At 61.0% G+C, this 26,579-nt stretch carries 22 protein-coding genes; 16 read left to right on the plus strand and 6 right to left on the minus strand.

Annotation, left to right across the window (positions count from 1 at the left end):
• Positions 1-18: 18 nt before the first annotated feature.
• Positions 19-1,452: a carbon-nitrogen hydrolase family protein gene (locus HHL09_RS04515; protein WP_169453286.1), complete on the minus strand. Its 1,434-nt coding sequence runs from the start codon at positions 1,450-1,452 to the stop codon at positions 19-21.
• 123 nt (positions 1,453-1,575) lie between these two features.
• Here HHL09_RS04515 and HHL09_RS04520 point away from each other — a divergent pair, with 123 nt between their 5' ends.
• The 4 genes from HHL09_RS04520 to HHL09_RS04535 all read left to right on the plus strand — a co-directional run bounded on the left by HHL09_RS04520 (position 1,576) and on the right by HHL09_RS04535 (position 4,483).
• Positions 1,576-2,067 (plus strand): hypothetical protein, encoded by a 492-nt coding sequence (locus HHL09_RS04520; RefSeq protein ID WP_169453287.1) that lies wholly within the window; start codon positions 1,576-1,578, stop codon positions 2,065-2,067.
• A 7-nt stretch (positions 2,068-2,074) separates the two neighbouring features.
• The gene (locus HHL09_RS04525; RefSeq protein WP_169453288.1) at positions 2,075-3,127 is read left to right on the plus strand and encodes a M23 family metallopeptidase; all 1,053 of its coding nucleotides are present in this window, start codon (positions 2,075-2,077) and stop codon (positions 3,125-3,127) included.
• Between the two features lie 62 nt (positions 3,128-3,189).
• Positions 3,190-3,648: a RidA family protein gene (locus tag HHL09_RS04530; RefSeq protein ID WP_169453289.1), complete on the plus strand. Its 459-nt coding sequence runs from the start codon at positions 3,190-3,192 to the stop codon at positions 3,646-3,648.
• Positions 3,649-3,712: 64 nt separating this feature from the next.
• The gene (locus HHL09_RS04535) at positions 3,713-4,483 is read left to right on the plus strand and encodes a TatD family hydrolase (RefSeq protein ID WP_169453290.1); all 771 of its coding nucleotides are present in this window, start codon (positions 3,713-3,715) and stop codon (positions 4,481-4,483) included.
• 293 nt (positions 4,484-4,776) lie between these two features.
• On the opposite strand, the gene HHL09_RS04540 is transcribed toward HHL09_RS04535, so the two are convergent.
• Positions 4,777-5,373, minus strand: coding sequence for a hypothetical protein (locus tag HHL09_RS04540; protein WP_169453291.1), 597 nt, complete (start codon positions 5,371-5,373; stop codon positions 4,777-4,779).
• A gap of 129 nt (positions 5,374-5,502) precedes the next feature.
• Between HHL09_RS04540 and HHL09_RS04545 the strand changes: the two genes are divergently transcribed.
• The 6 genes from HHL09_RS04545 (at position 5,503) to HHL09_RS04570 (ending at position 18,699) form a co-directional block, all read left to right on the plus strand.
• The gene (locus HHL09_RS04545; RefSeq protein ID WP_169453292.1) at positions 5,503-8,787 is read left to right on the plus strand and encodes a DUF1553 domain-containing protein; all 3,285 of its coding nucleotides are present in this window, start codon (positions 5,503-5,505) and stop codon (positions 8,785-8,787) included.
• Between the two features lie 23 nt (positions 8,788-8,810).
• Complete coding sequence (locus tag HHL09_RS04550; protein ID WP_169453293.1) at positions 8,811-10,277, plus strand: DUF1501 domain-containing protein; 1,467 nt, start codon at positions 8,811-8,813, stop codon at positions 10,275-10,277.
• Positions 10,278-10,451: 174 nt separating this feature from the next.
• The gene (locus tag HHL09_RS04555) at positions 10,452-14,000 is read left to right on the plus strand and encodes a discoidin domain-containing protein (protein ID WP_169453294.1); all 3,549 of its coding nucleotides are present in this window, start codon (positions 10,452-10,454) and stop codon (positions 13,998-14,000) included.
• A 125-nt stretch (positions 14,001-14,125) separates the two neighbouring features.
• Positions 14,126-16,273, plus strand: a complete 2,148-nt coding sequence (locus HHL09_RS04560; protein ID WP_169453295.1) for an ATP-binding protein — start codon at positions 14,126-14,128, stop codon at positions 16,271-16,273.
• Complete coding sequence (locus HHL09_RS04565) at positions 16,270-16,908, plus strand: response regulator transcription factor (RefSeq protein ID WP_169453296.1); 639 nt, start codon at positions 16,270-16,272, stop codon at positions 16,906-16,908. The genes HHL09_RS04560 and HHL09_RS04565 overlap by 4 nt, the downstream gene beginning before the upstream one ends.
• Positions 16,909-16,950: 42 nt before the next feature.
• On the plus strand, positions 16,951-18,699 hold the full coding sequence (locus tag HHL09_RS04570; protein WP_169453297.1) for an alpha-L-fucosidase: 1,749 nt from the start codon (positions 16,951-16,953) through the stop codon (positions 18,697-18,699).
• Between the two features lie 6 nt (positions 18,700-18,705).
• Here HHL09_RS04570 and HHL09_RS04575 read toward each other — a convergent pair whose 3' ends face one another.
• Complete coding sequence (locus HHL09_RS04575) at positions 18,706-19,353, minus strand: hypothetical protein (RefSeq protein WP_169453298.1); 648 nt, start codon at positions 19,351-19,353, stop codon at positions 18,706-18,708.
• Positions 19,354-19,476: 123 nt separating this feature from the next.
• On the opposite strand from HHL09_RS04575, the gene HHL09_RS04580 reads away from it, so the two are divergent.
• From HHL09_RS04580 to HHL09_RS04600, 5 genes are all read left to right on the plus strand, one after another.
• Positions 19,477-20,229, plus strand: coding sequence for a glucose 1-dehydrogenase (locus tag HHL09_RS04580; RefSeq protein WP_169453299.1), 753 nt, complete (start codon positions 19,477-19,479; stop codon positions 20,227-20,229).
• Between the two features lie 20 nt (positions 20,230-20,249).
• Positions 20,250-21,206 (plus strand): MBL fold metallo-hydrolase, encoded by a 957-nt coding sequence (locus HHL09_RS04585; protein WP_169453300.1) that lies wholly within the window; start codon positions 20,250-20,252, stop codon positions 21,204-21,206.
• A gap of 34 nt (positions 21,207-21,240) precedes the next feature.
• Positions 21,241-22,068, plus strand: coding sequence for an alpha/beta fold hydrolase (locus tag HHL09_RS04590; RefSeq protein WP_169453301.1), 828 nt, complete (start codon positions 21,241-21,243; stop codon positions 22,066-22,068).
• Between the two features lie 95 nt (positions 22,069-22,163).
• Positions 22,164-23,132 carry a DnaJ C-terminal domain-containing protein gene (locus HHL09_RS04595; protein ID WP_169453302.1) on the plus strand — a complete coding sequence of 323 codons (969 nt, stop codon included), beginning with the start codon at positions 22,164-22,166 and terminating at the stop codon, positions 23,130-23,132.
• A gap of 3 nt (positions 23,133-23,135) precedes the next feature.
• Positions 23,136-23,459, plus strand: coding sequence for a chaperone modulator CbpM (locus HHL09_RS04600; protein WP_169453303.1), 324 nt, complete (start codon positions 23,136-23,138; stop codon positions 23,457-23,459).
• Positions 23,460-23,491: 32 nt separating this feature from the next.
• Here HHL09_RS04600 and HHL09_RS04605 read toward each other — a convergent pair whose 3' ends face one another.
• Entirely contained in the window at positions 23,492-24,532 is a 1,041-nt protein-coding gene (locus tag HHL09_RS04605; RefSeq protein ID WP_169453304.1) for a hypothetical protein, read from the minus strand.
• A 112-nt stretch (positions 24,533-24,644) separates the two neighbouring features.
• A complete protein-coding gene (gene cysE, locus HHL09_RS04610) occupies positions 24,645-25,541 on the minus strand; it encodes a serine O-acetyltransferase (protein ID WP_240963734.1) in 897 nt (298 codons plus the stop codon).
• On the opposite strand from cysE, the gene HHL09_RS04615 reads away from it, so the two are divergent.
• Positions 25,534-25,947 (plus strand): RrF2 family transcriptional regulator, encoded by a 414-nt coding sequence (locus tag HHL09_RS04615; RefSeq protein ID WP_169453305.1) that lies wholly within the window; start codon positions 25,534-25,536, stop codon positions 25,945-25,947. The genes cysE and HHL09_RS04615 overlap by 8 nt on opposite strands.
• A 7-nt stretch (positions 25,948-25,954) precedes the next feature.
• Here HHL09_RS04615 and HHL09_RS04620 read toward each other — a convergent pair whose 3' ends face one another.
• On the minus strand, positions 25,955-26,542 hold the full coding sequence (locus HHL09_RS04620) for a GNAT family N-acetyltransferase (RefSeq protein WP_169453306.1): 588 nt from the start codon (positions 26,540-26,542) through the stop codon (positions 25,955-25,957).
• Positions 26,543-26,579: the final 37 nt, after the last annotated feature.

Consider the following 26,579-nt stretch of genomic DNA (forward strand, 5'->3'; position numbering starts at 1 on the left):
GCCTTTCAAGAGGGGACCTCAGGGTCCCCTCTTCCGTTTCCAGAGCTTCTCCAGGCTCAGGAAAGTGGTCAGCACGGCCGCCAGCCCCGCACAAGGCCATAGCAACCACCGGTCAAGCGGCCTTCGCCCTGTCCCAACCAAGGGAATCTTCTCCCAGATGATCTCCCCCTGCCCGGGCACACCGAGTTCCTTCACGATTTTTCCGTCCGGGGAAACGATCCGCGAGAAGCCCGAGCTCGCGAGACGGAAGAGAGGCACCCCATATTCCGCCGCCCGCACCGCCGCCAGTTGCGCACTCAGCTTGTGCGCGTGCGGCCCCCAGCTCATCACGTCCATCGCGGGCACGATGAGCAACTCGGCATCGCGGGTAATCAAGCGGTCCATCACCCGCGCGTAATTCATGTCGTAGCAGATCGCGATCCCGACCTTTCCTGCCGGACTATCCCACAGACGCTGGTGCCGTGCAGGCAGCCCGTCGTTCATAAATTGGATCGGCACTGACTTCACTTGCTTCAGGGCGATCTCTCCATCGGGACCGACCAGGAAAGCCGTGTTATAAACCCGCTCCTCCGTGTGCTCGGCGACTTGCCGGTCCATCCCGCCCACCAGCACATGCATCTTGTTCCGTCGGCACCATTCCTTCAGCTCCCTCGGCGGATCTCCCAAATACGTATACTCGCTCAGGACGATGAGCTGGGATTCCGGAGCCCGCTTCAGAGCCTCATCCAGGCTTTCGATCACCTGTTCCGGCAGCGGCTCCTCCCATTGCACGCCCGCCACCGAGATCATCTTCGACGCATCTTTTCCCGGGTTCGCCGCAGGCAGCCCGATCAGGACGGCGGGTAGAAACGCCGGCAGCACCCATTTGATCGGCCCTCGCGCAGGGTCGGCCGCCCACGCGGCCGCGTAGACGAGTGCCGCACCGGTCCCGTAGACTCCCAGCCAGTGAAAGCTTCCCGCCCACCATGCCGGCGGCAGCACGAAGCCGGGCGTGAGCCAGGCGAATTTCAATGGCCAGACCTCGCAGCGAATGAATTCCAAGCCCATCCACAGGAAGGGTGCCGCCGCCATCCCCCACTGCCGCCCGAAGCGTCGCTCCACCTGCTTGCCCAGCGCCACGAAGATTCCAAACCAGATCGCCAGCAGAAACCATAGCGCCACGGCGAAGACGGAGAAGATCTTCGCGAAAAACAGCAGTTGCGGGCCCATGATCCCCACCCCCACCAGCAGCCCCCCGTAAAAGGCCCGGCGCACCGTGGTGGCCCGGCGCAAGCGGAGCAGGAAAACCAGCGAAAGCAGGACGAGCCAGCCCGACGCCATCGGAAAAGCCATGGCCGCATGGAAGAGCGCGACGGATAGCAGGACTTCCGCTGTCCACTGGCGCCAGCTGCTGCCCTGCCCCCGCTCTACCGCGTCCAATTCTTGTGCGGCGATCTCTCCTTGCCCGGTCATGAGCCCCTTTTTGCAAAACTTCCTGTTTCCGCCAAGACCTTGATGTTTCGGAAAGATCAGCGCGTGAAAGGGTTCCGATTTTTCGATTCTCAAAGGCCATCCCGGCAGGCAAGCTCCGCGCCCATGACCCTGCCGCGCCTTTTCGCCATCGCCGCGCTCGCCCTGAGCCCCGGCCTCACCGCCCACGCCAGCGGGAAAAAAGGCGAAGCCACCACCGTGTCCTTCCACCTTCAGGCGGACGACACGGACAACCCGAAGCTCATCTTCCCGCAGGCCACGGCCGGCAAGCAGATCTTCTACCGCCGTGCACCGGACGTGAATTTCAAGGACATCGCCGCCTTCAGTCCCTTCCCGTCCCAAGACGGGGAAGGAATGGGAATGGTGGTCCAGTTGAAGCCGCACGCCCGGACCCGCCTCGCAGCCCTTACCAACGGCGCGGTGAACCGCTGGATGCTCGCCATGATGAATGGCCGCATCGTGGATGCGGTGATCGTCGACAAGGAAATCAGCGACGGCCATCTGGTGATCTGGAAAGGCATCGGCGCCGCGGAGATCGACTCTCTTGACCAAAAGCTCCCGCGCATCGGGGAAGAAAAGCCCCGCAAGAAAAAGTAATCCAGACATGCTTCGCCCGCTCGCTCTCGCTGCCGCCCTTCTTGCCCCCCTCGTTTCCTCCGCTCTGGAGCTCCAGCTCCCGACGGAGAACCACCATCTTTTCTCCAACGAACCGGAGAAATTCTACATGTATGTGGATCGCACCTTCGAGGGCGAGACCACCAAGCCTTGGGAAGGTGGCAGCTTCGGCTTCGTGCGGACGCCGATCCGGCTCGGTCAGGATGTGGTTCTGACCAAGTTCCACGAGGGCATCGACATCGCACCGATCAAGCGGGACAAGGCCGGCAACCCCCTCGACCTGGTGATGGCCATCACCGATGGCACCGTGGTTCATACCAGCCCGGTCGCCGGACGCTCGAACTATGGCAAGTACGTCGTGGTGGAGCACAAGCTCGAGGACGGCACCTTTTATAGCGTCTACGCCCACCTCGCGGAAATCACCGTGCAGCCGGGAAACCCGGTGAAGCCCGGTTCCGTGCTGGGCCGCATGGGATATACCGGCGCCGGCATCGACCGCACCCGCGCCCACGTCCATTTGGAAATGTGCCTGCTGATGAGCACGCACTACGAAGGCTGGCATCACACCTACTCCGGCGGCACGAATTTCCACGGGAACTTCAATGGGATGAACCTCGCCGGCATGGACGTGGCGACCCTCTTCCTGGAGCACAAGAAGAACCCGCAGCTCCGTGTGCAGGACTTCGTGATGGCCTGTCCCGCTTATTTCAAGGTCACCGTACCGCGGAAGGAGAGCTGGGACTTCGCCGAGCGCCACAAGTGGATGGTGAAGGGCGATATTTCCGCTCCCTCGCCTTCCTGGGAAATCTCATTCACCGCCACCGGCCTCGCCGTGGGCATCACTCCGAGCCCGCGCGAGGTGACCGAGCCGACCGTGACCGCAGTGCGCAGTTCGCGGGTCTCCCATCGCCTCCTTACCCGTGGCCTGATTGACGGCAAGGCGGGCGGCAATGCCACGCTGACCCGCTCTGGAAAACAATTGATCGCCTTGCTCACGGATTCCTTCCCGACCACGCCTCCGGCTGCGGCTCCGAAGCATTGAGCATCACGGCGGCGGATTTCCGCTTGGCACTCCGGAGGCAGCAGGGCTGACTTCGCGGCGACATGGACAGCATCCTCGCCCGCATCGAATCCCTCGGCCACAAGCTCCCAGACGTTCCCGTGCCCGTGGCGGCCTACGTGAACTGCGTGCGGAGTGGCAATCTGCTCTTCCTTTCCGGTGGCCTCCCGATCGATGGGGATCGCAAGGTGATCGGCAAGGTGCCTGCCGATGTCTCCATCGAGGAAGCCCAGGAGGGTGCCCGTATCATCATCCTGAACCGCCTTGCTGTGGTGAAGCAAGAGATCGGCTCGCTCGACAAGGTGAAGCAGATCGTCGCCCTGAATGGCTTCGTGAACTCCACTCCGGACTTTTACGGTCATCCGCAGGTCGTGAATGGAGCCAGCGAACTCCTGATCGAAATCTTCGGCGACAAGGGCAAGCACTCCCGCACCGCTCTCGGTGCCGCGGCCCTGCCGCTGAATGTCGCGGTCGAGATCAATTTGATTGTCGAGGTCGAGTAACTCGGCGGCCAGCGGCCAAGGATCGGGGACAATATTCCGTAATCAATATTCAGTCCCCAATCCCATGCTCTTCGATTCCCACAATCACCTCCAGCGCTTCCGGGATCCGGCACGGATCATCGCGGAGATGCGGGCGGTGGGTATCGGCGGCTGTGTAGTAAATGGGACCTCGGAAGAGGACTGGGAAGCCGTCGCCCATTTGGCGGAGGGCTTTCAGGATTTCGTGCGTCCTGCCTTTGGACTACACCCTTGGCATGCGCACCAGCGCACGGAGGGATGGCTACAGCGCTTGGAGGATTTTCTGGACCGCTTTCCGAACGCCTCCATCGGTGAATGCGGCTTGGACGGCTGGGTTGCCGGCCCGTCTCTGGAAATCCAGCGCGAGGTCTTTCTTCCGCAACTTGCCCTCGCCCGCGATCGGAAAATGCCGCTCACCATCCACGCCCTGAAGGCATGGGAGCCTTTGTTCGAAGCCTTCGAGGAAGAGGCCCCGCCGGAAAAATTCCTGATGCATTCCTTCGGTGGCTCCCCGGAACTCGTGAAGCGCCTCGCGCCGATGGGCGCTTGGTTTTCCTTCTCCGGATACTTCCTCCAGCCGCGGAAGTCGAAGGTAGTCGAGTCCTTCAAAGTCGTCCCGCGTGACCGCCTGCTAATCGAGACCGACGCACCCGACATGATGCCCCCCGCGGAGTTCGTAACCCACGAACTCAAGGGCCTGAATCACCCAGCAAACCTTGCACGGATTGGGGAAGGCCTCGCCGAACGACTTGGCCTGAGCACCGGCGAGCTCGCCGAAGAGACTGCCGGAAATCACCTGCAGTTCTTCGGCTTCTAGTGCCTTTGCACGTAGTTCCGCCTTGAAGGCGGGCCCAACCCGTCTCGCGACGTCTCCGTCTCCCACGACCAACCTTCAGGTCCGTTCGCAAGCCCTACCCGGCGGGGACCACTGGCAGTAATTCCAGCGCGACCACCGCTCTGGCAAACTCGGTCCATGTCAGATCTTCCTGTCACGCTCCCGGCCTCCATTTTCCCGTCTCCACTCGAGAAGGATCGCCTGTTATTTTCCCTGTTATAACAGGCGGAACAGGCACCCTCCGGCCACCCTGAGAGCGTCTTGAAAATGTAGCCCTACCCGCCCTCACGGAGCGTCGCCTTCGTTTGTTCCAAAACGTCCGACTCTCCCTTCCAACCCATTTCCCGAATCCGTCCCACCACCTCTCCCCAGCCCGGGAAAACAATCTTCTCCTTCGCAATCTGCTCCTCGTCCGGTGGAAACTCGTCCATCGGCAGCACCTCTCGCGAAAGATGAAAGCAAGCCCAAGCCCGCCAGGATCGCACTTCCTTCCGCTCCCCGCTGACCCGCGTCGCCAGATGCTGGAAGTGCCGCACCGGGTTCCCGAGGAACCGCCCCTCCGGCCGGTTCTCCAGAAACCACACCAGCACCGCATAGGGCGGCGGGTACCTCGCCAGCACCTCTTCATCCCCGCTCATGTCAGCCATGAAGGCCTTGTTAAGCTGCAGGATCGCCTGTGCCGGCTTCCCCTCCCGCCAGAGCGATTGCGCATAGCAAATGGCGGCAAGGTAGAATCGGGCACACTTGGCAGGCGCATGCACCCGGGTAATCATATGCCCGTGGGCATGGCTCACCTCCGGCAAGAGCGGACACGGCGGCAGCACGAAGGTCGCACAAACCGGTGACTTTTTATCGGCACTTTCCTGCGACATCGTTCCAGAGCACTTCCAGAAGCCTGAGGGGCGGAAGCTGTCCAATCAATTGAAAGCAAAGCGCCTCGCGCCACGTTTCCGATTTTCATCGACCATTGTGTTCGCTAGCATCACGAAATAATTTCTAAAATGCATTTTTCTCCAGAGCTTTCTCGCTTTTCAGCGGCTGCCCTCGGGTCATGCCTCCTTCTGGCAGCCTGTGAACGGCGCGAATCTGGCGCAGCAGCGTCCACGCCTGCCGCGGCGGTGGCCGATGCCGCCGCAGAGAAAAAGACCGAGCCTGCTCCCCTTCCCCAGCCGAAGCCCACGCTACCGGAAACCATTTCCTTCAACGAGCACGTCCAACCGGTGCTCTCGGAGTATTGCTACCACTGCCACGGCCCGGACTCGGGAACGCGCGAGCCAAAGTCCGCGCCACTCCGGCTCGATATCGAGAAAGAAGCCTTCGCTATCCGGGAGGACGGCAAGCCGGTCATCGTGAAGGGCAAGCCGGGCGAGTCCCGCTTGGTGCAGCTCATCCACGAGCAGGATCCCGAAAAGATCATGCCGCCGCCGATTTCCCACAAGACCTTGGCGCCGGAGCAGATCGCTCTCTTGGAAAAATGGATCGAGCAGGGAGCCCCCTACGAAGCTCACTGGTCCTTCATTCCCGTAAAGCGCCCTGAAGCCCCGGCAGCCGGTAAGGACTGGGCCCAGAACCCCATCGACAACTTCATCGCCGCCAAGCTGAAGGACAACGGTCTGACCCCGAATCCTCCGGAGGACCCCGCGCGTCTTTATCGCCGTCTCCATTTCGATCTCACCGGCCTGCCACCTTCACCGGAAGAAACGGAAGCTTTCGTCAAGGAAGCCGCTGTGAATCGCAAGGGCGCGGTCGAACTCGCCGCCGACAAGCTGCTTGCCACCACCGCCAGCGCCGAGCACTACGCCCGCTACTGGCTGGATGCCGCGCGTTATGCCGACACGCACGGCATCCACATCGACAACTACCGCGCGATCTGGCCTTACCGCGACTGGGTGGTCCGCGCCTTCCAGGCAAACATGCCATGGGACCAATTCACCACCGAGCAGATCGCGGGTGACATGCTTCCGGACCGCACCTTGGATCAGCAGGTCGCCACCGGCTTCAGCCGTTGTCTCGCGACCACAGGCGAGGGCGGCGCGATCGCCGAGGAGTATGATGCGATCTACGCGAAGGATCGCGCGGAAACCGTCTCCGCTGTCTGGCTCGGCCTGACCACGGGCTGTGCCGCCTGCCACGATCACAAGTTCGATCCGGTTTCTACGAAGGAGTTCTACTCGCTCACGGCCTTCTTCCGGAATACGCCAATGTCCGCGCTGGATGGCAACAATGCCGAGCATCCACCGAATGTCTTCGTGCCGCTGATGGAAGATCGCGAACGCTGGACTTCGGTAACCACCGAAATCGCCCAGGCAAACCAGCAAATCGCCAGCCGCCGCGACGCCGCCCGACCGGAGTTCGAGGCCTGGGTGTCGAACGCAAGCATCGCACCCGCTCCTGAGATCGATTCGACGCTGGTGCTGCACTTGCCGCTCACCGAGCCGGAAGGTCCACTGCGTGGCTTGGTGGACGGCGAGTCGCGCGAGTGGCCTGCCAACCTTTCCCGCATCGATGCCCCCTTGGGCAAGGCCCCCGTCGTGAGCGATGGTCCGGTGGACCTCGGGGATCTCGGCAACTTCAAGCGTGAGGATCGCATCACCTACGGTGGCTTCATCCGGGTGGAGGGCACACCTACCGGCGCGGTCGTCGCGCGCATGAATCCGGCCCAGTCGTTCCGTGGCTGGGATCTTTATCTCCAAGGCGGCCAGCCCGCGGCCCACGTCATCGACACCTGGGACAATTCCGCCAACAAGATCGTGGCACCGGCACCCTTGCCTTCCGGCGAATGGCATCACGTGATGGTGACCTTCGACGGCACGACCCCGGGCCAGCAGGCCAGCGCCATCTATATCGATGGCAAGCGCCAGAACGCCGCCCCCTATCCGAACACCGTCGGCGGCACCATCGAGACCGATGTTCCCTTGCGTCTGGGCGCGCGTCACAATGACGACTCGAAGTTGAACGGAAAGGTGGCCCTCCAGGATTTCCGCTTCTACCGCCGGCTGCTCTCCGACCAGGAAATCGGCACACTGGCCCAGAATGCGATGCTCCAGCACATCGCTTCGATCCCTGCCGAGCAGCGCACCAAGGAGCAGGTCGACTCGCTCTTCAATTACTACCTCGTCAATGTCGACGCACCCACCCGGGATCTACAGGCCAAGCTCGAAGGTCTGAAGTCCGAGCAATCCACGCTCCGCAGCCGCGGTTCCGTCTCGTTGGTGATGGAGGAGAAGAAGGATGAGCCCTTCGCCCACGTGCTGACGCGCGGGGTTTACTCGGACAAGGGCGAGCGGGTCACGCCCACGACGCCCGCCGTGCTTCCGCCGATGGCCGCGGACTCCCCCAAGAACCGCCTGGGGCTTGCCCGCTGGCTTAACGATCCGGCGAATCCCCTGCCCGCTCGAGTGACGATGAACCGGACATGGTACTATCTCTTCGGCACCGGCATCGTGGAGACCAATGATGACTTCGGCATCATGGGCGCACGCCCCAGCCATCCCAAGCTGTTGGATTGGCTGGCCGCCGAATTCGTGGATTCCAAATGGGACTATCGCCACATGCTGAAGCTCATCGTCACTTCCGCCGCCTATCAGCAATCCGGCGTCGTTTCTCCCGAGAAGCTTGAGAAGGATCCGTCCAATCGCCTGATCTCACGTGGCCCTCGCTATCGCATGGATGCGGAGGAATTGCGTGACATGGCCCTCTTCGCTGCGGACCTCATTTCGAACAAGGTCGGCGGCCCGCCAGTAAAGCCCTATCAGCCGGAGGGCATCTGGGAGGCGGTGGCGATGAAGGAATCGAACACCCGCAACTACAAGCAGGACAGCGGTGAGGCTCTCTACCGTCGCTCGCTCTACACTTTCTGGAAGCGCACCGCGCCGCACCCGGCGATGGAGATCCTGAATGCACCGAGCCGCGAGGTGTTCTGCGTTCGGCGGGACCGCACCAACACGCCATTGCAGGCTTTCGTGACTTTGAACGATCCGCAGTTCGTCGAAGCTTCGCGACGTCTCGCAGAGAATGCCATGAAGGCAGGATCGGATCCCGCGGCCCGTCTCGACTTCATCACCACGCGTCTTTTCTCCCGCAAGCTGGAGGATGCCGAAAGGAAGCTCGCCTTGGACACCCTCGATAGTGCGCTGGCTGCCTATCGCGCGGATGCCGACGCCGCCAAGGCTCTCATCGCAAATGGCGAAACCAAGGCGGATTCCGTGCTGGATGTGCCGGAACTCGCCGCATGGACCCTGGTCTCCAGCCAGCTCCTGAATCTGGACGAAACGCTGAACAAGTAAGCCCCTTTTCCTGGACCACCGCCATGAACACGCTCCACGACTACAACTCCGCGATCACGCGCCGCCAGTTCTTCCGGAAAAACGGCACTGGCCTCGGAGTCGCCGCCCTGAGCTCGCTGCTGGGTAGCGGACAAGCCTTCTCTTCCGGACCTTCACCGGCGGCGCTGGAAGGAATGCTGCCGCACATCGCACCGAAGGCAAAGCGGGCGATCTATATCTCGCTGATCGGGGCGCCTTCGCAGCTCGATCTCTTCGATTACAAGCCCGACCTCCAGAAGCGCTTCAAGGAAGACCTGAAAGACTGGCTGGCGAAGGAAGGCCAGCGCCTGACCGGCATGACCTCGGGGCAAGCAGCCTTCCCGCTCGCTCCAACCATCTTCAAGTTCGCGCAGCACAGGAAATCCGGAGCTTGGATCAGCGAGCTGCTGCCCTGGACCGCACGCATGGCGGATGACCTCTGCATCATCAAATCGATGCACACGGAAGCCATCAACCACGAGCCCGCGAACCAGCTTGTCTACACCGGCAACATGCAGTCCGGGAAGGCATCGCTTGGATCATGGCTCTCCTACGGCCTCGGCAGCATGAACGAGGACCTGCCGACCTTTGTCGTCCTGCACGCCAACCATTCTTCGCCATACTCGAATGTGCAGGCCATCTCGGCGCGCCTCTGGGGTGCTGGCTATCTGCCGGGCAAGCACGCCGGCGTGGCCCTGCGATCGAAGGGTGATCCGGTGCTCTACCTTCAAGATGCACCCGGCATCTCCCGCGACCTGCGGCGCAAGATGCTGGACGGGCTGAATGCCATGAACCAGCGTTCCTATGAAGCGGTGGGTGATCCGGAAATCCAGACCCGCATCCAGCAATACGAGATGGCCTTCCGCATGCAGGCCTCGGTGCCGGAACTCGCCGACATGTCCAGCGAGCCGGAGCACATCTACGAGCTCTATGGAAAGGACAGCAAGGTGCGCGGCACCTTTGCCAGCTCGGCCCTGATGGCGCGCCGGCTTTTGGAGCGTGGCACCCGCTTCGTTCAAATCTTCCACCGCGGGTGGGACCAGCACGGTGACTTGCCGCGCGATCTGCGCTCGCAGTGCATGGATGTGGACCAGGGCTGCTACGGCCTTATCCAGGATCTCAAGCAACGCGGCATGTTGGATGACACCTTGGTCATCTGGGGCGGTGAATTCGGTCGTACCGTTTACTGCCAGGGCGGACTCAGCGAGACGAACTACGGTCGCGACCATCACCCGCGCTGCTTCTCGCTCTGGATGGCCGGCGGCGGCATCAAGGGCGGACAAGTCTATGGCGAGACAGATGAGATGAGTTACAACATCACGCAGAACCCGGTTCACATCCGTGACCTGCACGCGACCATCCTGAACCAGCTCGGCTTGAGCCATGAGAAGCTGAGCTTCAAGTTCCAAGGACTGGATCAGCGCCTCACCGGGGTGGAACCGGCGAAGGTGGTGAAGGATATTCTGGCCTGAACGGAAGCGCGCGGGGCTGTCGGACATGTCGTTCCCGCGCGTTTCTCCTACCTTGGTCGGCCTGTCTTTTCCTTGATAAGACAGGAGTTCGGCATTCCGGGTTTTTCTGTCACCCGCTGTCGCATCTTCATGCGATGGCGGGATCTTTGCCGTGAGCTAGGGTGGCAACGAACCATGAGAAACCCAATAGTAACGATCCTAGGCTTGTGTGCCTTGGTTCCAACCCCCTCTTCCGCGGCTCCCGTCACGTGGATCACCGGCCCGACTCCGACCGTCAACGAGAGTTCCATCAGCTTGGCAGGAACCCTCGCCCACGCGGGCACTTGGGGCGACAGCAACGGTGCTGGCCCTCTGTCCGTGGTCGTCGGCAGCGAAACGATCATCTTCGCAAACGCACCTGTCGGCAACGACATCGGCACCAACAACGCGATTACCGATAGCGGTTACGTCTATTACGACACCAACATCTGGACTCCCCCCGGTGCCACCAATCCCAATTTCGACCGGATCATGGATGGCTTCGCCACGGCGGGCCCGAATCCTACCTCGGTAACCCTCGGCAACCTGCTTCCGGGAGCCACTTATCAGGTGCAGCTCTTCAGCTCGGATGACCGGGGATGCTGCAATGGCCGCACGCAGAAGTGGAGCGACGATCCAAACAACGGCGTCGGCACGGAAACCAGCGTCTACGCCATGTCGACCAGCAGCTTCGTGATCGGCAGCTTCGTGGCGGATGACACCATCCAGAAATTCTACGTTCGCGGCGTCTCGGAAAATTCCATGGCCATCAACGCCTACGTGCTGCGCCTGATCGCCGCCCCGGACGCCGATGGTGACCAGATCCCGGATTCCTACGAAGACGCCCACCCGGCGATCCTCAACAAGAACAACGCGGCGGACGCCGCCAACGATCCGGATGGCGACAATCTCAGCAACCTCGCCGAGTATCAGAAGGGCACCGACCCGCAAATTGCCGACACGGATGGCGACGGTCTTAATGACGGTGCCGACGTCGCCGCAGGCGGCAGCCCGCTGCTCGTGGATACCGATAGCGATGGCCTCTCCGACTTCCTCGAAGCCACCGTCCATCACAGCTCGCTGAATGATACCGACAGCGACGACGACAACTTCAGCGACTCTTACGAAGCGGCCACCGGCTCCTCGCTGACGAGCGCCTCCAGCACTCCGAACGGCACCACGCTGACCATCCTCGGCACAGGCACCGCAGCCCTGCTCGATTCCGACCTGACCGACCCGGAGAACAACGGCAACGACAGCACCTCCCAAGGCTCCAACTTCAACTGGACCGCCATCACCTCTTCCAACAAGAGCTTCTTCCACGTCGCCGGAGAAGGCGAGGCCGGAGCCTTCGACGTGTTCGACAACAAGGTCGGAAACGGTGAGGAAAAATGGTGCTGTGACGGCGTCCCGCTCGGCGGCATGCAGCACGTCACGGTGGAGTTTGATGGCGTCGTAAGCCTCACCCATTTCACCATCACCTCGTCCGGCGATTCCCCGCAGCGCGACCCGCGCGTCTGGGACATCCTCGGCTCCAATGATGGCGTGAATTTCACCCCGATCACCCGCTTCAACTACGCCGGACAACAGATCTGGACGGATCGCAACCAGGTCATCCGGGTAAATCTCCCCGCCACCGCCAAGCCTTACCGCTACCTGCGCTACGCCGTCTATGGCACCGGCAGCGACCAGCACGCACTGAACGAGATCGAATACTTCGGCACCAAGAGCACCACCGATGCCGATGGCGACGGACTGCCAGCCGTTTACGAAGCTCTTTATCCCGGCTTCCTTAGCGACTCGAACATCAATGATGCCGGTCTCGACCCAGATGGTGACGGCCTGAGCAATGCCGAGGAATTCACGATCGGCACGCGCCCGGACGTCAAGGATTCCGACAACGACGGTCTGGACGACGACGATGAGCTCAACAACTACGGAACCTTCCCCGGGGATCCGGATACCGACCGCGATGGCCTGACGGATGGACAGGAGATCAATACCTACGATTCCGATCCGAAGTCCCAGGACTCGGACAGCGACCGCTTCCGCGACGGCTATGAGGTGGCTCATGGCGGCGATCCGGCCGATCCCTTGATCGGAGCAGGAGCCAAGCTTACCTCGATCGGCACTGGCACGAATGCCCTGCTTGGCCGTGACGTGACCGACCATGATGACGACGGCGTCGAAGGCTCGGATCCGAACACCTCGTTCTTCGACTGGGTGAACATCACCTCGACCTCGAAACCATTCTTCGATGGCTTCGGCGGCGGAGAAGGCGCCTTCGACATGTTCGACAACAAGGTCGGCGGCGGCGAGGCGAAGTTCTACAACGGCAACACCCCGGTCAGCGTCACCATGGAGCTTCCCTACACGGTGCAGCTCACCCACTTCACTCTGGCCTCCGGCAACGACTCGCCACAGCGGGATCCGCGTGAGTGGAAGATCGAAGGTTCGACGAATGGCACCACCTTCCAGCAGATCTTCGCGATGACCGACAAGGACTCGCCACTGTGGATCAGCCGGAACGAGGTGCTCCGCTTCGACCTGCCCGCCCCGGCGGCTGCCTACAAGTACTTCCGCTTCACCACCACCGCTACCGGCGGCACGGACTTCCAGCTCAATGAAATCGAGCTCTTCGGCATCGAGCAGGACAGCGATTCCGACGGCATGTCCGATTACTTCGAGGTGCAGTATGGCTTCAATCCGAACAATGCGGCCGATGCCGGCGGCGACGCGGACAACGACGGCCTGACCAACGCCCAGGAATATGTGAATGGCGGAAATCCGGAGGATAGCGATACCGACGACGACGGCCTGAACGATGCCGCGGAAGTCACCGCCGGCACCAAGCTGAACCGCAAGGATTCCGATCTGGACGGCTTCTCCGACTTCACCGAGGTCGGCTACGGCAGCAATCCGAACGATAGCACCAGCCTTCCGGACTTCGTACCGATCAACTGGGGTGCCCCAACCAACATCACGGGCAACGTCAGTGACATCAAGACGAACGGCTCCCTGGTCCACGCCTGGGCCGGTGGCAATGCAGTCACCGTGGCTGAACTCGGCGTCACCTTCCAGCAAGGTCCGCTTCTCAACGACCGCTACGGTGATTTCGATCCCTACAACCGCGGTGGCAACCAGGATTACGAAGCACTGCTTTCCGGCGGCAGCTACGGAAACCCGGGCTTCATCGAGATTCCGAACCTGATCCCCGGCCAGCAATACCAGGTTCAGATCTGGGTGGCGGACACCCGCCAGTGCTGCTCCGGCCGTATCTACAACTACGGAACCTACGATGCGGAAGATCCCAGCGTGGACCTGAATTCCGGTGTCTTCGGCAATGAGGCTGCCAATCCCGGCCAATATGTGATCGGCACCTTCACCGCCACTCAGCCGTCCCACTTCGTCTTCATGGCGGGTGCCAGCGGTGGTTCCCAATACAACGCGATGATGGTCCGTCAGATCTCCGCTCCGGTGGAGGGCCCGAAGGTCACGCTCGCCAAGTTCAACGGCACCGCCTTTGAAATCACGGTGGCAAATCTGGATACCACGAAGACCTACCAGCTGAAGAGAAGCACCAACATGACAAGCTTCGATCCGCTGGGTTCGTCCTTCGTGCCGGCTGCGTCCCAGCAGGTCTTGAGCGACCCCGCCCCGCCAACGGGCAAGGCATTTTATCAGATCGTCGAGGTCAGCCCTTGAGGGTTCTTGGGTGCGACGAATGGGCTGCCTTCCGGTTCGCCGGAAGGCAGCTTCATTGTTCAGGGCATGAAGATTTCGACAGCAGGGCAACCCGATGGCAGCATGATGCCGATGCAGCGCATTTCATGAGAGGCAAGGCAAAGCGGGTTCCCATCTTCCCCAGGGCTGCGGCCATCGGACGGACCTTCCGCGTCTTCGCACTGCTGTCCTGCGGCCCTATATCGGCCGCGCCTTTCCTTCCCTTGCATGTGGTCGAGTCCAGCCACACGAATTTCGGCCATCCACTTTCGGAGTTGGTCGATGGCAAGACCGACGAGGGCAACGGGCTGGACATGGCCCGGGTGCAGTTCAAAGAGCAGGAGATCATCTTCGCCACCGAGGGCCCGGTCTCCGCACAAGCCTTCCAGTTCACCAGCTGGCACGACTCGGTGGAGGCCTCCGCCTATCCGGCCGAGATGGAAATCGCGGTAACTTCCGACGAAAAGCCCTCCCGCCTCTCGAATTGGACACCACTGAAGCCCGGCGTCCTCATGACGCACGACTTCGCCATTTCCCCGGGCATCGCGACGATCGAAGGGAATAGCATCCTGCTTTCCGGCGGCCGGCCACGGATCATTCTCACGGCACGGGCAACCTCTCCCCTCACAGGCGTCACCGGCTTCCGGTTGCGCTTCATTCCCCACGATGTCGGCCACGTCAGCGGTCAGAAGACGATCGGCCGCAGCAAGGCGGGGAACTGCGTGATCAATGAATTTCAGGTGGTGCCAGACCCCCTGCGCTCGACGAATATCGCGCTGGGCCGACCTGTGGAGACTCCGGGTGAAACCTATTCCACCCTACCACGCCATCTTCTCACTGACGGCTTCCCTTCAACTTTTTCCCACCCCAACGATAGCCACAAGGCAAAGGGCTTCTATTTCGAGGTCGATCTCGGTGCCGAGCATGATCTCGATCACGTCGTCCTGCTTGCCCGTCTTGATGGCGAAGCGATGGATCGCTTGGGGAATTACGAGGTTCAGGTCTTCGACGATGCCGCGGGCAAGGCGGGGAATCTCCGCTGGACCGCGCGGATGCGCGCCGATGGGTCTTCGGTTCCTGTGGGCGGCAGTGACCGCATCGTCGCAAAAGACGGCCAGGGAAAATTCTCCGGGCGCTTCATCCGGATCGTAAATCCCACCGAGCTCCAGAGCCGACCGCAGATCGCGGAAGTGGAAGTCTATCCCGATCTCAAGCCCAAGCTCGTCTCCATCCGCGCCGACGGACGCCCGCCGGATCCGGAGGGCAAGCTGACACCCGGCGCGCGGAGCGTGGCTTTCTCCTTGGCTCCCGGAGACGACGATCCGGCCCCGGAGCTCCTGCACTTTCGCTGGAGGAAAAGTGGTGGCGAATGGGCAGAGTGTCACGCAGGCGAACTGGTGATCATGCCCTGCGCGGTTCCCGGCACCTATCCCGTGGAATTCCAAGCACGGCATACCGATGGCGTCTGGAACCAGGCGGTGCAGAGGCACGACTTTGTCATCCCCTTGCCGTGGTGGCAGCGGCCCTTGCGCATCGGGGCGATCGTTATGGCGCTCGCGCTTGCGATTGCCGGCCTGCTGTGGTGGTCATCGCTTCGGAAGCTGCGTGAGAAATTGCGTCGGGCCCAAGCCATCCGCGCCTTGGAGCAGGATCGCCTGCGCATCGCGCGCGACATGCACGATGACATTGGCGCGCGGCTTACCCATCTTGCGCTGCTCGCCGATCGGGTGAAGCGCAGCCCGGGACAGGAGAACGAGATGCTTTCCAAGCTGGCGAAGGAAGCCCGCGGCACCGTGGGTGCCTTGGACCAGATCGTCTGGGCGGTAAACCCGCAGCACGACACCATCGGCGGCCTGATCGACTACATGTGCAGCTACTCCACGGAGTATCTCGCCGCTGCGAATTTATCCTGCCGCTTCGAGCTTTCGGCAGGAGAACGCAACTCGGTGGTCCCCTTTTCGATCCGTCATCCGCTTTTGATGGCGGTGAAGGAAGCACTCCAGAATGTCGTGAAACACGCCGGAGCCACACGCGTGGTGGTCGGCCTGCTGACGACCGACAGCACCTTGCAAGTATCGGTTACAGACAATGGATCCGGCTTCGTCAGCCAGGCGGATTCCGGTACCTTTCAGGACGGCGTGAACAACATGCATGCCCGCCTCGCGGAGATTGGCGGGAATTGCAGTATCTCAAGCTCCGAATGCGGTGGCACCCGCGTGGTGCTATCCGTACCATGGAAACCCGAACTCACATGAAACCTTTGATCGTAAGCCTCACGGAGGACAACTACCCGCTGGCCCATGAGCTGAGGGAACTCTTCAATTCCCAGCCGGACATGCTCGTTCTGGACGTGTTCCCCACGGCAGAGGAAACCCTCCGCGTGATCTCGTCCCGCATGCCGGAAGTGCTCATCGTGGACCTGCGCTTGCCCGGGCTGGGCGGTGTGGAACTCATCACCAAGCTGAAGCAGAGTTACCCGGATCTCCACATGCTGGTGCTGACCATGTATGAAGAGAGCGATCTCATTTTCAATGCGCTCCGCGCCGGTGCCTCCGGCTATTTGCTGAAGCGCTCCGGTGCCGATGAAATCTGCGATGCCGTTCGCCAGGTGCGCAGCGGAGGTGCCCCCATGTCTCCGAGCATCGCACTGAAGGTGGTCGAGTCTTTCCGTTCGCCAAGAAATGCTCCTGCCAATCAGGAAGCAAAACTCTCCCCGCGGGAGGAGGAAATCCTTTCACTGCTGGCCGAAGGAGCCCTCTACAAGGAAATCTCCTCTGCTCTCGGAATCAGCATGGATACCGTCCGCACCCACCTGCGCCGGATCTACGACAAGCTGCATGTCCACTCGCGGACGCAAGCGGTGATGAAATTCTACGGCCAGCGCCGCTGACACATGAGATCACGGGTGAGCATCCGATCCCTTCTTCCAGCCATGGCCGCGGCCATGGTCTGTGGAGCAGCGCGCGCACAGGATGACATCCAGATGACTCCCTACGCTGGTGCCGCCAAATGGGAGAGTGATCGGGAACAACGCCTCGCCTGGTTCCGCGAGGCGCGATTCGGGCTACTCCTCCATCTCGGCCTTTACTCAGGTGCCGCGGGGCATTGGCCGCCGGATCAACAAAATGTCCGCCAGGACGAGCGACAACATCCGGAGTGGCTGCGCAATTGGGCTGCGATCCCCGACGCCGAGTACCAAAGATTACTCAAGCCGCTCTTTCAGCCCGCGCCCGGCTGTACCGACGAATGGGCACAACTGGCCCGTGATGCCGGCATGCGCTACGCCATCCTTTCCGCCAAAAGCGAGGAAGGCTATACCCTCTTCAACAGCGCCGATACCGCGACCAACATATCCCCACCGGGCCGGGATCTCTTCGGTGAATTCGTCGCCAGCCTCCGGAAGCAGCAGCTCATGCCGGGCGTCTACTACTCCTTGGTCGATTGGCATCATTCCGATCCCAAGACCTACCCGCAGTATGTGAAGCAGCACTTCCGGGAGCTCGCCACCGGTTATGGCCCGCTCGGCATCCTTTGGGCAGATGGTTCCACGGCCACTGCCGAAGGCGCCCGCTGGGGAACCAAGTCACTTCTGGAAACATGGCGCGAATACCAGCCGGCCTCGGTGATCGACAACCGCTTCTGGAGCGGCTTGGAAAATCCGAACGGTGATTTCATGACGCCGGAAGACTACGTGCTCCCTGCCGCAATCGATGGCCGGATGTTCGAAGTTCGCTCCACCATGAACGATCATCTCGGCTACGCCGGCGAGAACGTGCGATGGAAGACACCTCGGGAAATCCTGCTCTTGCTTTCCGAGATCGCAAGCAAGGGTGGAAATCTTCTGTTAGGCATCGGCCCCGATGCCAAGGGCCGGATCCCGGCAGGAGCCTCGGCCAACCTTCGGGCCACCGGCGAGTGGCTGAAGACCCATGGCGAAGCGATCTATGGGACCACTGGAACGCCTTTCCTGGCACCGGTTTTCAACGGCCGCTGCACCGTAGGCCACCGCGATGGAGCTTACATCCTCTACTGCCATCTTCATGAGTGGCCGACTGCCGGGATGATCTCGCTCGACGGCCTCTCTACACGCTGTGTTTCCGCCGTGCTCATGGGCAAGGAGCCTCTGAACTTGGAGGTCAACAACGTCTCATGGCCCACAATCCGCCTGCCCCAGAGTCCACCGGACAAGGATAACCCGCTTCCCATCATCGCCGCGCGACTGGAAAGGGAGCCTGTCATTGATCCGATCCCTTATCCGCTGCAGGGCGTGGACCGGACCGTCACGCTCAATGCCGCCCAAGCGATCCTCGTTCCGGGACCCGGCACCAAGACGCCCCTCCGGCTCGAGCGCGAACACATCGGCTTCTGGTCACAAAAAGCAGACAGCGTCTGGTTTCCGGTCATCATGAAGAATCCCGGGAAGTTCCGTGTGGTGCTGGACATCGCCGTAGCGCGCCCCTGCGGCGGGGAAATCGAAGTGCGCATCCTCGACCAAGTGCTGCGACTCAAGATCGGGCCTACGGGCGAAAGCTGGGATACCTTCCGCGAAGTCGAAGCAGGAGAAGTAAAACTCACCCAAACCGGGCTTCACGCTATCCACATCCGCCCGATTCAGATCGAGGGTTACGGACTCATGAACCTCCGCACGGTGCGCCTCCTGCCCATCGACGACGGCGAATAAGCGGGCTTAGCGCCCCAGCATCCGGTTCGTATCGTTCACCGACATTCCGCTGCGGGAAGAGAAGATATCCGGCGCGGTGAAGACCCGGCGGCGCTCGTCTGTTTCGGAGTCGGATAACTTGGTGATGTCTTTCTGGGATTGCTCCCGGGCTGCACCGGAGGCGTAGGTATTGGTGCGGTAGTTCTTACCGCCCTCACGCGCTGCCAAAGCACCCTCGTTCGCGGACTTCCCACCGAAACGGGAGTCCTTTTTGAAAGAGTTTCCGTCCGTGTTTCCTTCGTAAACTTTCTTCGCGTAATCCTTGTCGCCCCAGAAGGATTTTTTCCGGTAGTCCCCGGCTTTGTATTCCTTGCCCTCCCACTTGCCCTTGAACTCGGGATTGTCGCGATTGAAGCCAGCGAACTCCTTCGAACTCCCCCGCGGCTTTCCGTTCTTATCCACCGAATATTTGCTGAAAGAGCCCCACTTTGCCTCCATTTTCGCCCCGTCGTGGTCGCCCGTTAATGGGTCGCCGGTCTTGATGCGCTTGTTCTCCACCGGATCCGGGCTCGCCGATTCCTTCGCAACCATGGCGTTGGAATCGCCGCCGGTGCCCGAGCAGGCCATCAGGCTGAGGGCCGGGAGCAGGGGAAGAAGGCGGACGGGGAACTTCATGAGGGCGGCACGCTGGCAAATCCCCGGAGACAGGGCAATCGGGAAAAGCCCGCGGAAAATCCGGCGTGCAGAATGCCCGGGTTTTTCCGGTCACATCCCGAACTCCCCTCCCAATCCTCCCACATGTCCTCTTCCCAAAAACTTCAAGGCAAGGTCGCCCTCGTCACGGGCGCATCCAAAGGAATCGGTGCCTCCATCGCCAAAGCCTTGGCCGCCGAAGGCGCTGCCGTGGCAGTGAATTACGCCAGCAGCAAGGAAGGAGCCGACCGGGTGGTCGCTGAAATCCACGCTGCCGGCGGCAAAGCGGTTGCGATTCAGGGCGATGTCTCGAAGCAGGCCGATATCACGCGGCTTCTCGGGGAAACCTTCGCCGCCTTTGGACCGCTCGACATTCTGGTAAACAATGCCGGCGTCTACCGTGGGGCACCGCTCGGCCAGATCGACGAAGAAAGCTTCCACCTGCACTTCAATCTGAACGTGCTGGGCTTGATCCTCGTCACGCAGGAAGCGCTGAAGCATTTCAATCCCGAAGGAGGCAGCATCATCAATGTCAGTTCGGTACTGAGCACCCTCTCCCTGCCGGGTCTCGCGGTATACAATGCGACCAAGTCCGCTGTCGACGGACTGACGCGCACTTTCTCAAAGGAACTTGCGCCGCGGAAAATCCGGGTGAACTCCATCAATCCCGGGATGGTCGAAACAGAAGGTCTGCATTCCACCGGAACCATTGGGGCGTCGGACTCGATCGCCGCCATCACGCCACTTGGCCGGATCGGGCAGCCGGGAGACATCGCAGCTCCGGTTGCTTTCCTCGCGAGCACGGATTCCGGATGGATCACCGGCGAGTGCCTCTATGCCACCGGTGGCCTGAGATAACCTCGATCCCCTCCCCAACGGTGAGTCATCCCGAAATCATCCGATCTGCAGCGCTTGGGAGTTCCGATACCAACACGGGGTCACCAGCTCCGAGTGCAGCCGCCAGCAATGCTTCGGTCTATCGCTTCGAAGTCGGTGACTTCGAATGCGCGGTAATCAGCGATGGGAGCACGTTTTTCCCTTCCCGCCCTCACTTTGGCACAGACGCCGCAAACGACAAGGAAGTGCATGCGATCCTGGCCGATCATTCGCTGCCTTTGGAACAGGTTCGCTTCTACTTCAATGTACTGTTCGTTAACACCGGCCGAGACCTGATCCTGATCGATTCAGGGGCCGGGAAGAACTTCGGCGATGCCTGCGGAAAGATCGCCGCCGGACTCTCCATGCTCGGACACACTCCGGAGCAAATCAACGTGGTGCATTTGAGTCATGCTCACTTTGATCACTTCGGCGGCCTGCTGACTTCAGAGGGTAAGCCGGCATTCCCAAATGCACTTCACCTCGTCGCGAAGGAGGAACGGGATTTCTGGATGAGCAAGGACCCTGACCAGGGCCAGGCCTTTTATGACCAAGCGCAGGGCAAGATCTTTGTCTCACAAGCCCGGGAGGTCTTCGAAGCGCTTCCGTTCACTACCTACCGCGACGGCGATGCCCTGCCGGGAGGCGTGCTACCGGAGGCAGCACCAGGCCACACACCGGGCCACTGCATTTACCGGGTACGATCCCGGGGAGAGGAATTACTACATCTCTCGGACCTCGTGACAAACTTCGCGGTGTCCTTCGACAAGCCGGACTGGCCTTTCATCTTCGATTGCGAGCCTGCACGGGCGGTCGCCAGCCGAAAGAAGATCCTGGCTCAAGGCTCCGGATCAAAGATCCGGGCCTTCGGCAATCATCTCCCCTTCCCGGGACTCGGCCGCATCAGGCCGGAAGGCCCGGCTCTCCTGCGCTGGGAAGCGGAGCCTTGGGTTTTCTGACCAATTTTTCCCAACCACAAACAACGAATCGACCATGAGCACTATCACCACGAAGGACGGCACCACGATCTACTACAAGGACTGGGGCACGGGACAACCCATCGTATTCAGCCACGGCTGGCCGCTGACAGCGGATAGCTGGGAGTCACAAATGCTCTTTCTTGTCTCAAAGGGCTACCGCTGCATCGCTCACGACCGCCGTGGCCATGGACGATCCGACCAGCCGTCCCAAGGCAATGAGATGGATACCTATGCGGATGACCTTGCCGAACTGCTCGACCATCTTGATGTGAAGGATGCCGTGCTCTTCGGATTCTCCACCGGTGGTGGCGAAGTGGCCCGCTACATTGGCCGTCACGGAACCAAGCGTCTAGCCAAGGCCGGCCTGATCTCGGCAGTGCCGCCGCTGATGGTGAAAACCGATTCAACGCCGAACGGCGTTCCGCTCGAAGTCTTCGACGGTTTCCGCGCGGCCCAGACCGCAAACCGCTCCCAGTTCTACAAGGAAGTGCCTTCCGGCCCCTTCTTTGGCTTCAATCGCCCGGGCGCGACACCCTCCCAGGGACTCATCGATTCGTGGTGGCTGCAAGGCATGATGGGCGGCCACCTGAACACGCTGGAATGCATCAAAGCCTTCTCCGAAACGGACTTCCGGGAGGACTTGAAGAAATTCGACATCCCCACCCTGGTGCTCCATGGCGATGACGACCAAGTCGTGCCGATCAGCATCAGCGCGCTGGAGTCCGTGAAACTGATCCCGGATACCAAGCTGGTGATCTATCCCGGAGCGCCCCATGGCATCACGGACACTCACAAGGAGAAGCTGAACGAGGATCTGCTGGCCTTCATCGAGGGACGCTAGCTGCGGAATACCCCTGCCCGGTCAGCCATCCGAATCCGCTGGCCGCCGCAGGGGGTTGCAATTTCCCGGCATCCGTCCAATCTATCAGTCGTCGAATGGCCGTGAAATTCCGAGATTACTATGAAGTCCTGGGCGTCACTCGAGACGCCAGCCAGGACGAAATCCGCAAAGCGTTCCGCAAACTCGCCCGCACGCACCATCCCGATGTCGCGAAGGACAAGGCGAACGCCGAGGAGAAATTCAAAGAAATCAACGAAGCCTACGAGGTCCTGGGCGACGAGGAGAAGCGGAAGAAATATGACCAGCTAGGCCGGAACTGGCAGCAAGGTGGCGATTTCGGCCACGGCGGCGGAGGCGGCGGATACGAATTCTGGCAAACGGGTGGCGGCGAAGAGGAAGGCGGCTCCTATCACTTCGAGGGAACCGGTTTCAGTGACTTCTTCGAAAACTTTTTCGGCAGCCGCCGGTCGCACGGAGGATTTACCAGCCGTGGTGCGAGCGCACGTAGCAATACCCCGCGCAAAGGCCGGGACATCGAGTCCGAGATCCTTGTAAGCTTGGATGAGGTGATGAACGGCTCCGAACGCCGGCTGGCGATCCAGCCTGCGCAAGGCAGTACCGGCGAGAAGCAGAGCGTGACGATCCGTATCCCGCGCGGGATCACGGAAGGACAAATGATCCGCGCTGCAGGCCTTGGTGAACCAGGCGTGGCCGGAGGAACGCCGGGCGACCTTTTCCTGCGGGTCCATTTGGAGCGTCACCCGGATTTCCGGGTAGACGGCCACGATCTCTACTACGAACTACGCCTTGCCCCTTGGGAGGCGGTTCTAGGGGCCACAGTTCCCGTACGGACACCGCACGGGACGATGCATATCAAGGTTCCCGCCGGGGCGGAATCCGGCACGGAATTCCGTCTGCGCGGCAAGGGACTGCCCCGGGGCAAAGATGGCGGCTACGGCGATCTCTTCGCGGTGGCTGAGATCGTCACGCCGACCTCCGCAACAGAGGAAGAAGCGCTCCACTGGAAGGCGCTGTCGGAGACTTCGAAATTCAACCCGCGATGAGAGATGAGCCGTTCCACAGAGTCTTTGTCCATTTCTCCCGCGGCCACGGGCGCGGATGAGATCTTCGATCTAGATGCCGCGGCAGAGCTCAGCGGAATGCATCCTGAGATGATCCTGGAGTTCTGCCGGGCCCATGTGGTGGCCCTTCGTCATCAGGAGGACAGTCCCCAATTCGACAATCGCGGGATTCATCGCCTCAGATTGATCGAGACCTTACGCCATGACCGGGGGATGAGCCTGCGCTCGATCCGCTTCGTGGTGGAACTGATGGAGCGGCTGGATACTGCGGAAACCGAGCTTCGCACGCTTCGGGAAAGGGTGAGGTAATCGACAGCCCCCTTCGGATCAGGTCCTCTGAGTCACTGCTTCCACTGCCGGGAGGTCACCATATCGAGACCGCCTTGAATCCTCGTTTTCGCACCATCGCCGCTGGAAACCGTGGTGCGAACGGTTTCGAACTCCTCACGCAGCACCAGAGGATAGAGCAGAGAGCACCAGACCTTACCGGAACGGATCGAAACCTCCTGAGTATTGAGCACTCCATCAATGCCGGCACTTTCCCCGGAAATATCTCCCGTAACCGAAAAACGACCGCAGGGATGACCGTCGAGAGCTTCGCTCACCTCATAGGTCAGAAGGACTTTTCCCTCGTATTTTCCAGGAAAGAGCATCGATAGGGCTTCTCCAGTGATCTCGAATTTATCTCCCCCGCTCCATCGGCGGCTGGAGGAAAACCACTGGGTGCGCGGCATCACCCCATCGTGTGCCATCAAAGAAGGCAGTTGAGGTTCGAGCTTCTTCGCCCAGACCATCTTGGAAAAGTCCGCCGCACCTTTCCCCTTCGGCTGCCGCCAGCCTTGGTTGGTGTAGAGGAAATCGATTGAAGCCCCCTCCAAGCGCTTGTCCTCATCATTCTTTTCGCTGGCAGCATCGACGACTGCGGCGACCTTGTTTTTCGCCGGGTCTTTTGCAGCCTCCTTCGCCGCTTCTTCCTCGATAACGCGGCCGGCCTTCTCGATCTCCACGTTCAATTGGGAACCACCGCGCTTGAGACTGAAGATGCGCTCGAACTTGCCCGAAATGGGGGCGTTCTGGTTACCCAGCGCGGAGGTGCTCATCACGCGGGAGTCATGATACGTCGCACGCTCGATCACCCGTACGCTGATATCCGTCGGGAAGGGAAGATCCCGGCGAAATCGTACGCCCTCCGCTCCCGAATCGACCTGTGAAGCCAGATCTGGATCTAGTTCGCCCCCTGGGGAAACCGGCGCGGAGGGATCAGCACCGCGAAATTTCTCGCGGGCAGCGTCCACCGCCTGCTGAGCCTTGTCACAGGACGAAACGCCGAAGCCCAAGCTGGTCAGCAGCAGGGCCATAGTGGCATTTCGTAAGCGATTCATGATTATCAAATAACACGCGAAATTTCATCTGGCGACAACAAGGTTGGCGCATTTTGCATGATTTTTGAAAAACTGCTCCTTAGCGCTCGGCGCTGCCCGTACGGGCATGCATTCAGATGCTGAAGTGGAGCACCGCCTCTTCCTCATGGCCGCGGCAGCCGAGGCGCTGATCCATCTCGAGAGCCGGGGCGTCCTCACGGCTAACACCAACCACCACGGCAGGCACGCCCGCTACAGTGGTATGGGGTCGCACATCGGTGAGAACCACGCTCCCCGCACCAACCTTTGCCCCTTCACCGAGTTCGACACGACCGAGAATCTTCGCTCCCGCGCCGAGCAAGACGCCTGAGCGGACGATCGGATGGCGATCACCGGTTTCCTTCCCGGTGCCACCTAGGGTGACCTCATGGAGAATGGAGACATTGTCCTCGATGATCGCCGTCTCCCCGACAACGAAGCTGGTCGCGTGGTCGAGCAGTATCCCACAGCCGATACGGGCCGCCGGGTGAATATCCACGGCGAAAACCTCGCTAGCGAGGCTCTGGAAATAAAGGGCCAGCTCCTTCCGTCCATGTTGCCACAGATGGTGGGAAACACGGTAGGTGGAAATAGCCATGAAGCCCTTGAAGAACAGAAGCGGGTGGAGCGGCGAATCGCAGGCGGGGTCCCGGTCCACGATGGCGCGTAGATCCCGCGCGGCGGCTGCGACCAGATGATCGTCTCCCCGCAAAATTCCGGCCAGGAGCGGCCCTAGCTCCTCGCGGCTCATATCCTCCCGGGCGAGCTTGCGCGCCAAGCGGACGCCAAGCGCGGCTCCCAGACAAGGTTGCTTCAAGACGACATCTTCCAACAGGGGGCGCAATTGCGGCTCCCTGCCCATGACTCCGACGGCGTCTTCCCGGATCCATTCCCACACGCTGGCGACGTCATTTTCTGCGGATTGACAAAGGCGAACAACCTTCGCGCTTCCGCCACCCTCGCCCGTATGCTGCTTTGCCTCCATGCGCATTTCCCAAAAGCTCGACTATGCGTGCCGCGCGATGGCCCAACTGGCCAAGCGTCACGACGGGCGAACCATTACACGGCTGGACGAGTTGGCGCAACGGGAAGCCGTGTCGGCAAACTTTTTAGTTCAGATTCTCAATGACTTGCGCCGTGCCGGATTGGTGGAAAGTCGGCGTGGAAAGAGCGGCGGCTACCTCTTAGCTCGCAAACCGGATACCATCCACCTGAAGGAGATCGTGGAAGCGGTGGAGCCATCGCTCCTCTCCTTCTCCACGCATACCGAAGGTGAAAGCGGGGCAACCGTGCGTGCGGCATGGGAAAAGATCGCTCAGGAGCTGAGAGACCAACTGGAACGGGTGACCCTGCCGCAACTGGCGGAAAAGACCGAGGCTCCAATGTTCTACATCTGAGCAGGGGTCACGTTTCACGCGTCCAGAAAACGAGCTCGTTCTCCGTTTCACCCGAAGTGTCGACCTGCTTCCAAGAAAAGCAGGCTTTGTAGTTCGCCTGCTTGGCGTAGCCGCGCTTTGTCCAGAAGACATCGTGCGAGCGGTAGCCGGGGGGCATCAAGGGATGGTCCGCGGGACGGATGACCGAACAAAAGCAAGTGCATCGAAAGCCAAGCCCATGAGCGTGTCGTTCGCGTTCATCGAAGAATCGGTGGCCAATCCCTTGGCCACGATAGGCTGGATCAAGCACCGACTCACCAAAGTAAAACCAGTTCTCCGGCGACTCGCCATTGCCGGCGAAAGGCGCTTGGAAGGACTCGTCCGCATCGACCATCGGCAACCCGGTGGAAACGCCAACGACGCGATCCCCATCAAGCGCCAGCACGAAGACGCTGCGCGGGCAAGCGGCGTAGCTTGCTAGATACTCTTGCTCTGCCGCTTCATCACCCTCGTAGAGGTAGGGATATTCGCGGAAGACGGAGATCCTCAGGCGGGCAGCATCCGTTAGATAGCGGGTGATTTCCTGCCCCGCGATGCGGCGGATTTCGATGGCCATGGAAGAGGAATGGCGGGAAGTGACAAGGACGGCAAGG

Source organism: Luteolibacter luteus, from assembly GCF_012913485.1.
In the GTDB taxonomy this organism is placed as follows: Bacteria; Verrucomicrobiota; Verrucomicrobiia; order Verrucomicrobiales; family Akkermansiaceae; genus Haloferula; species Haloferula lutea.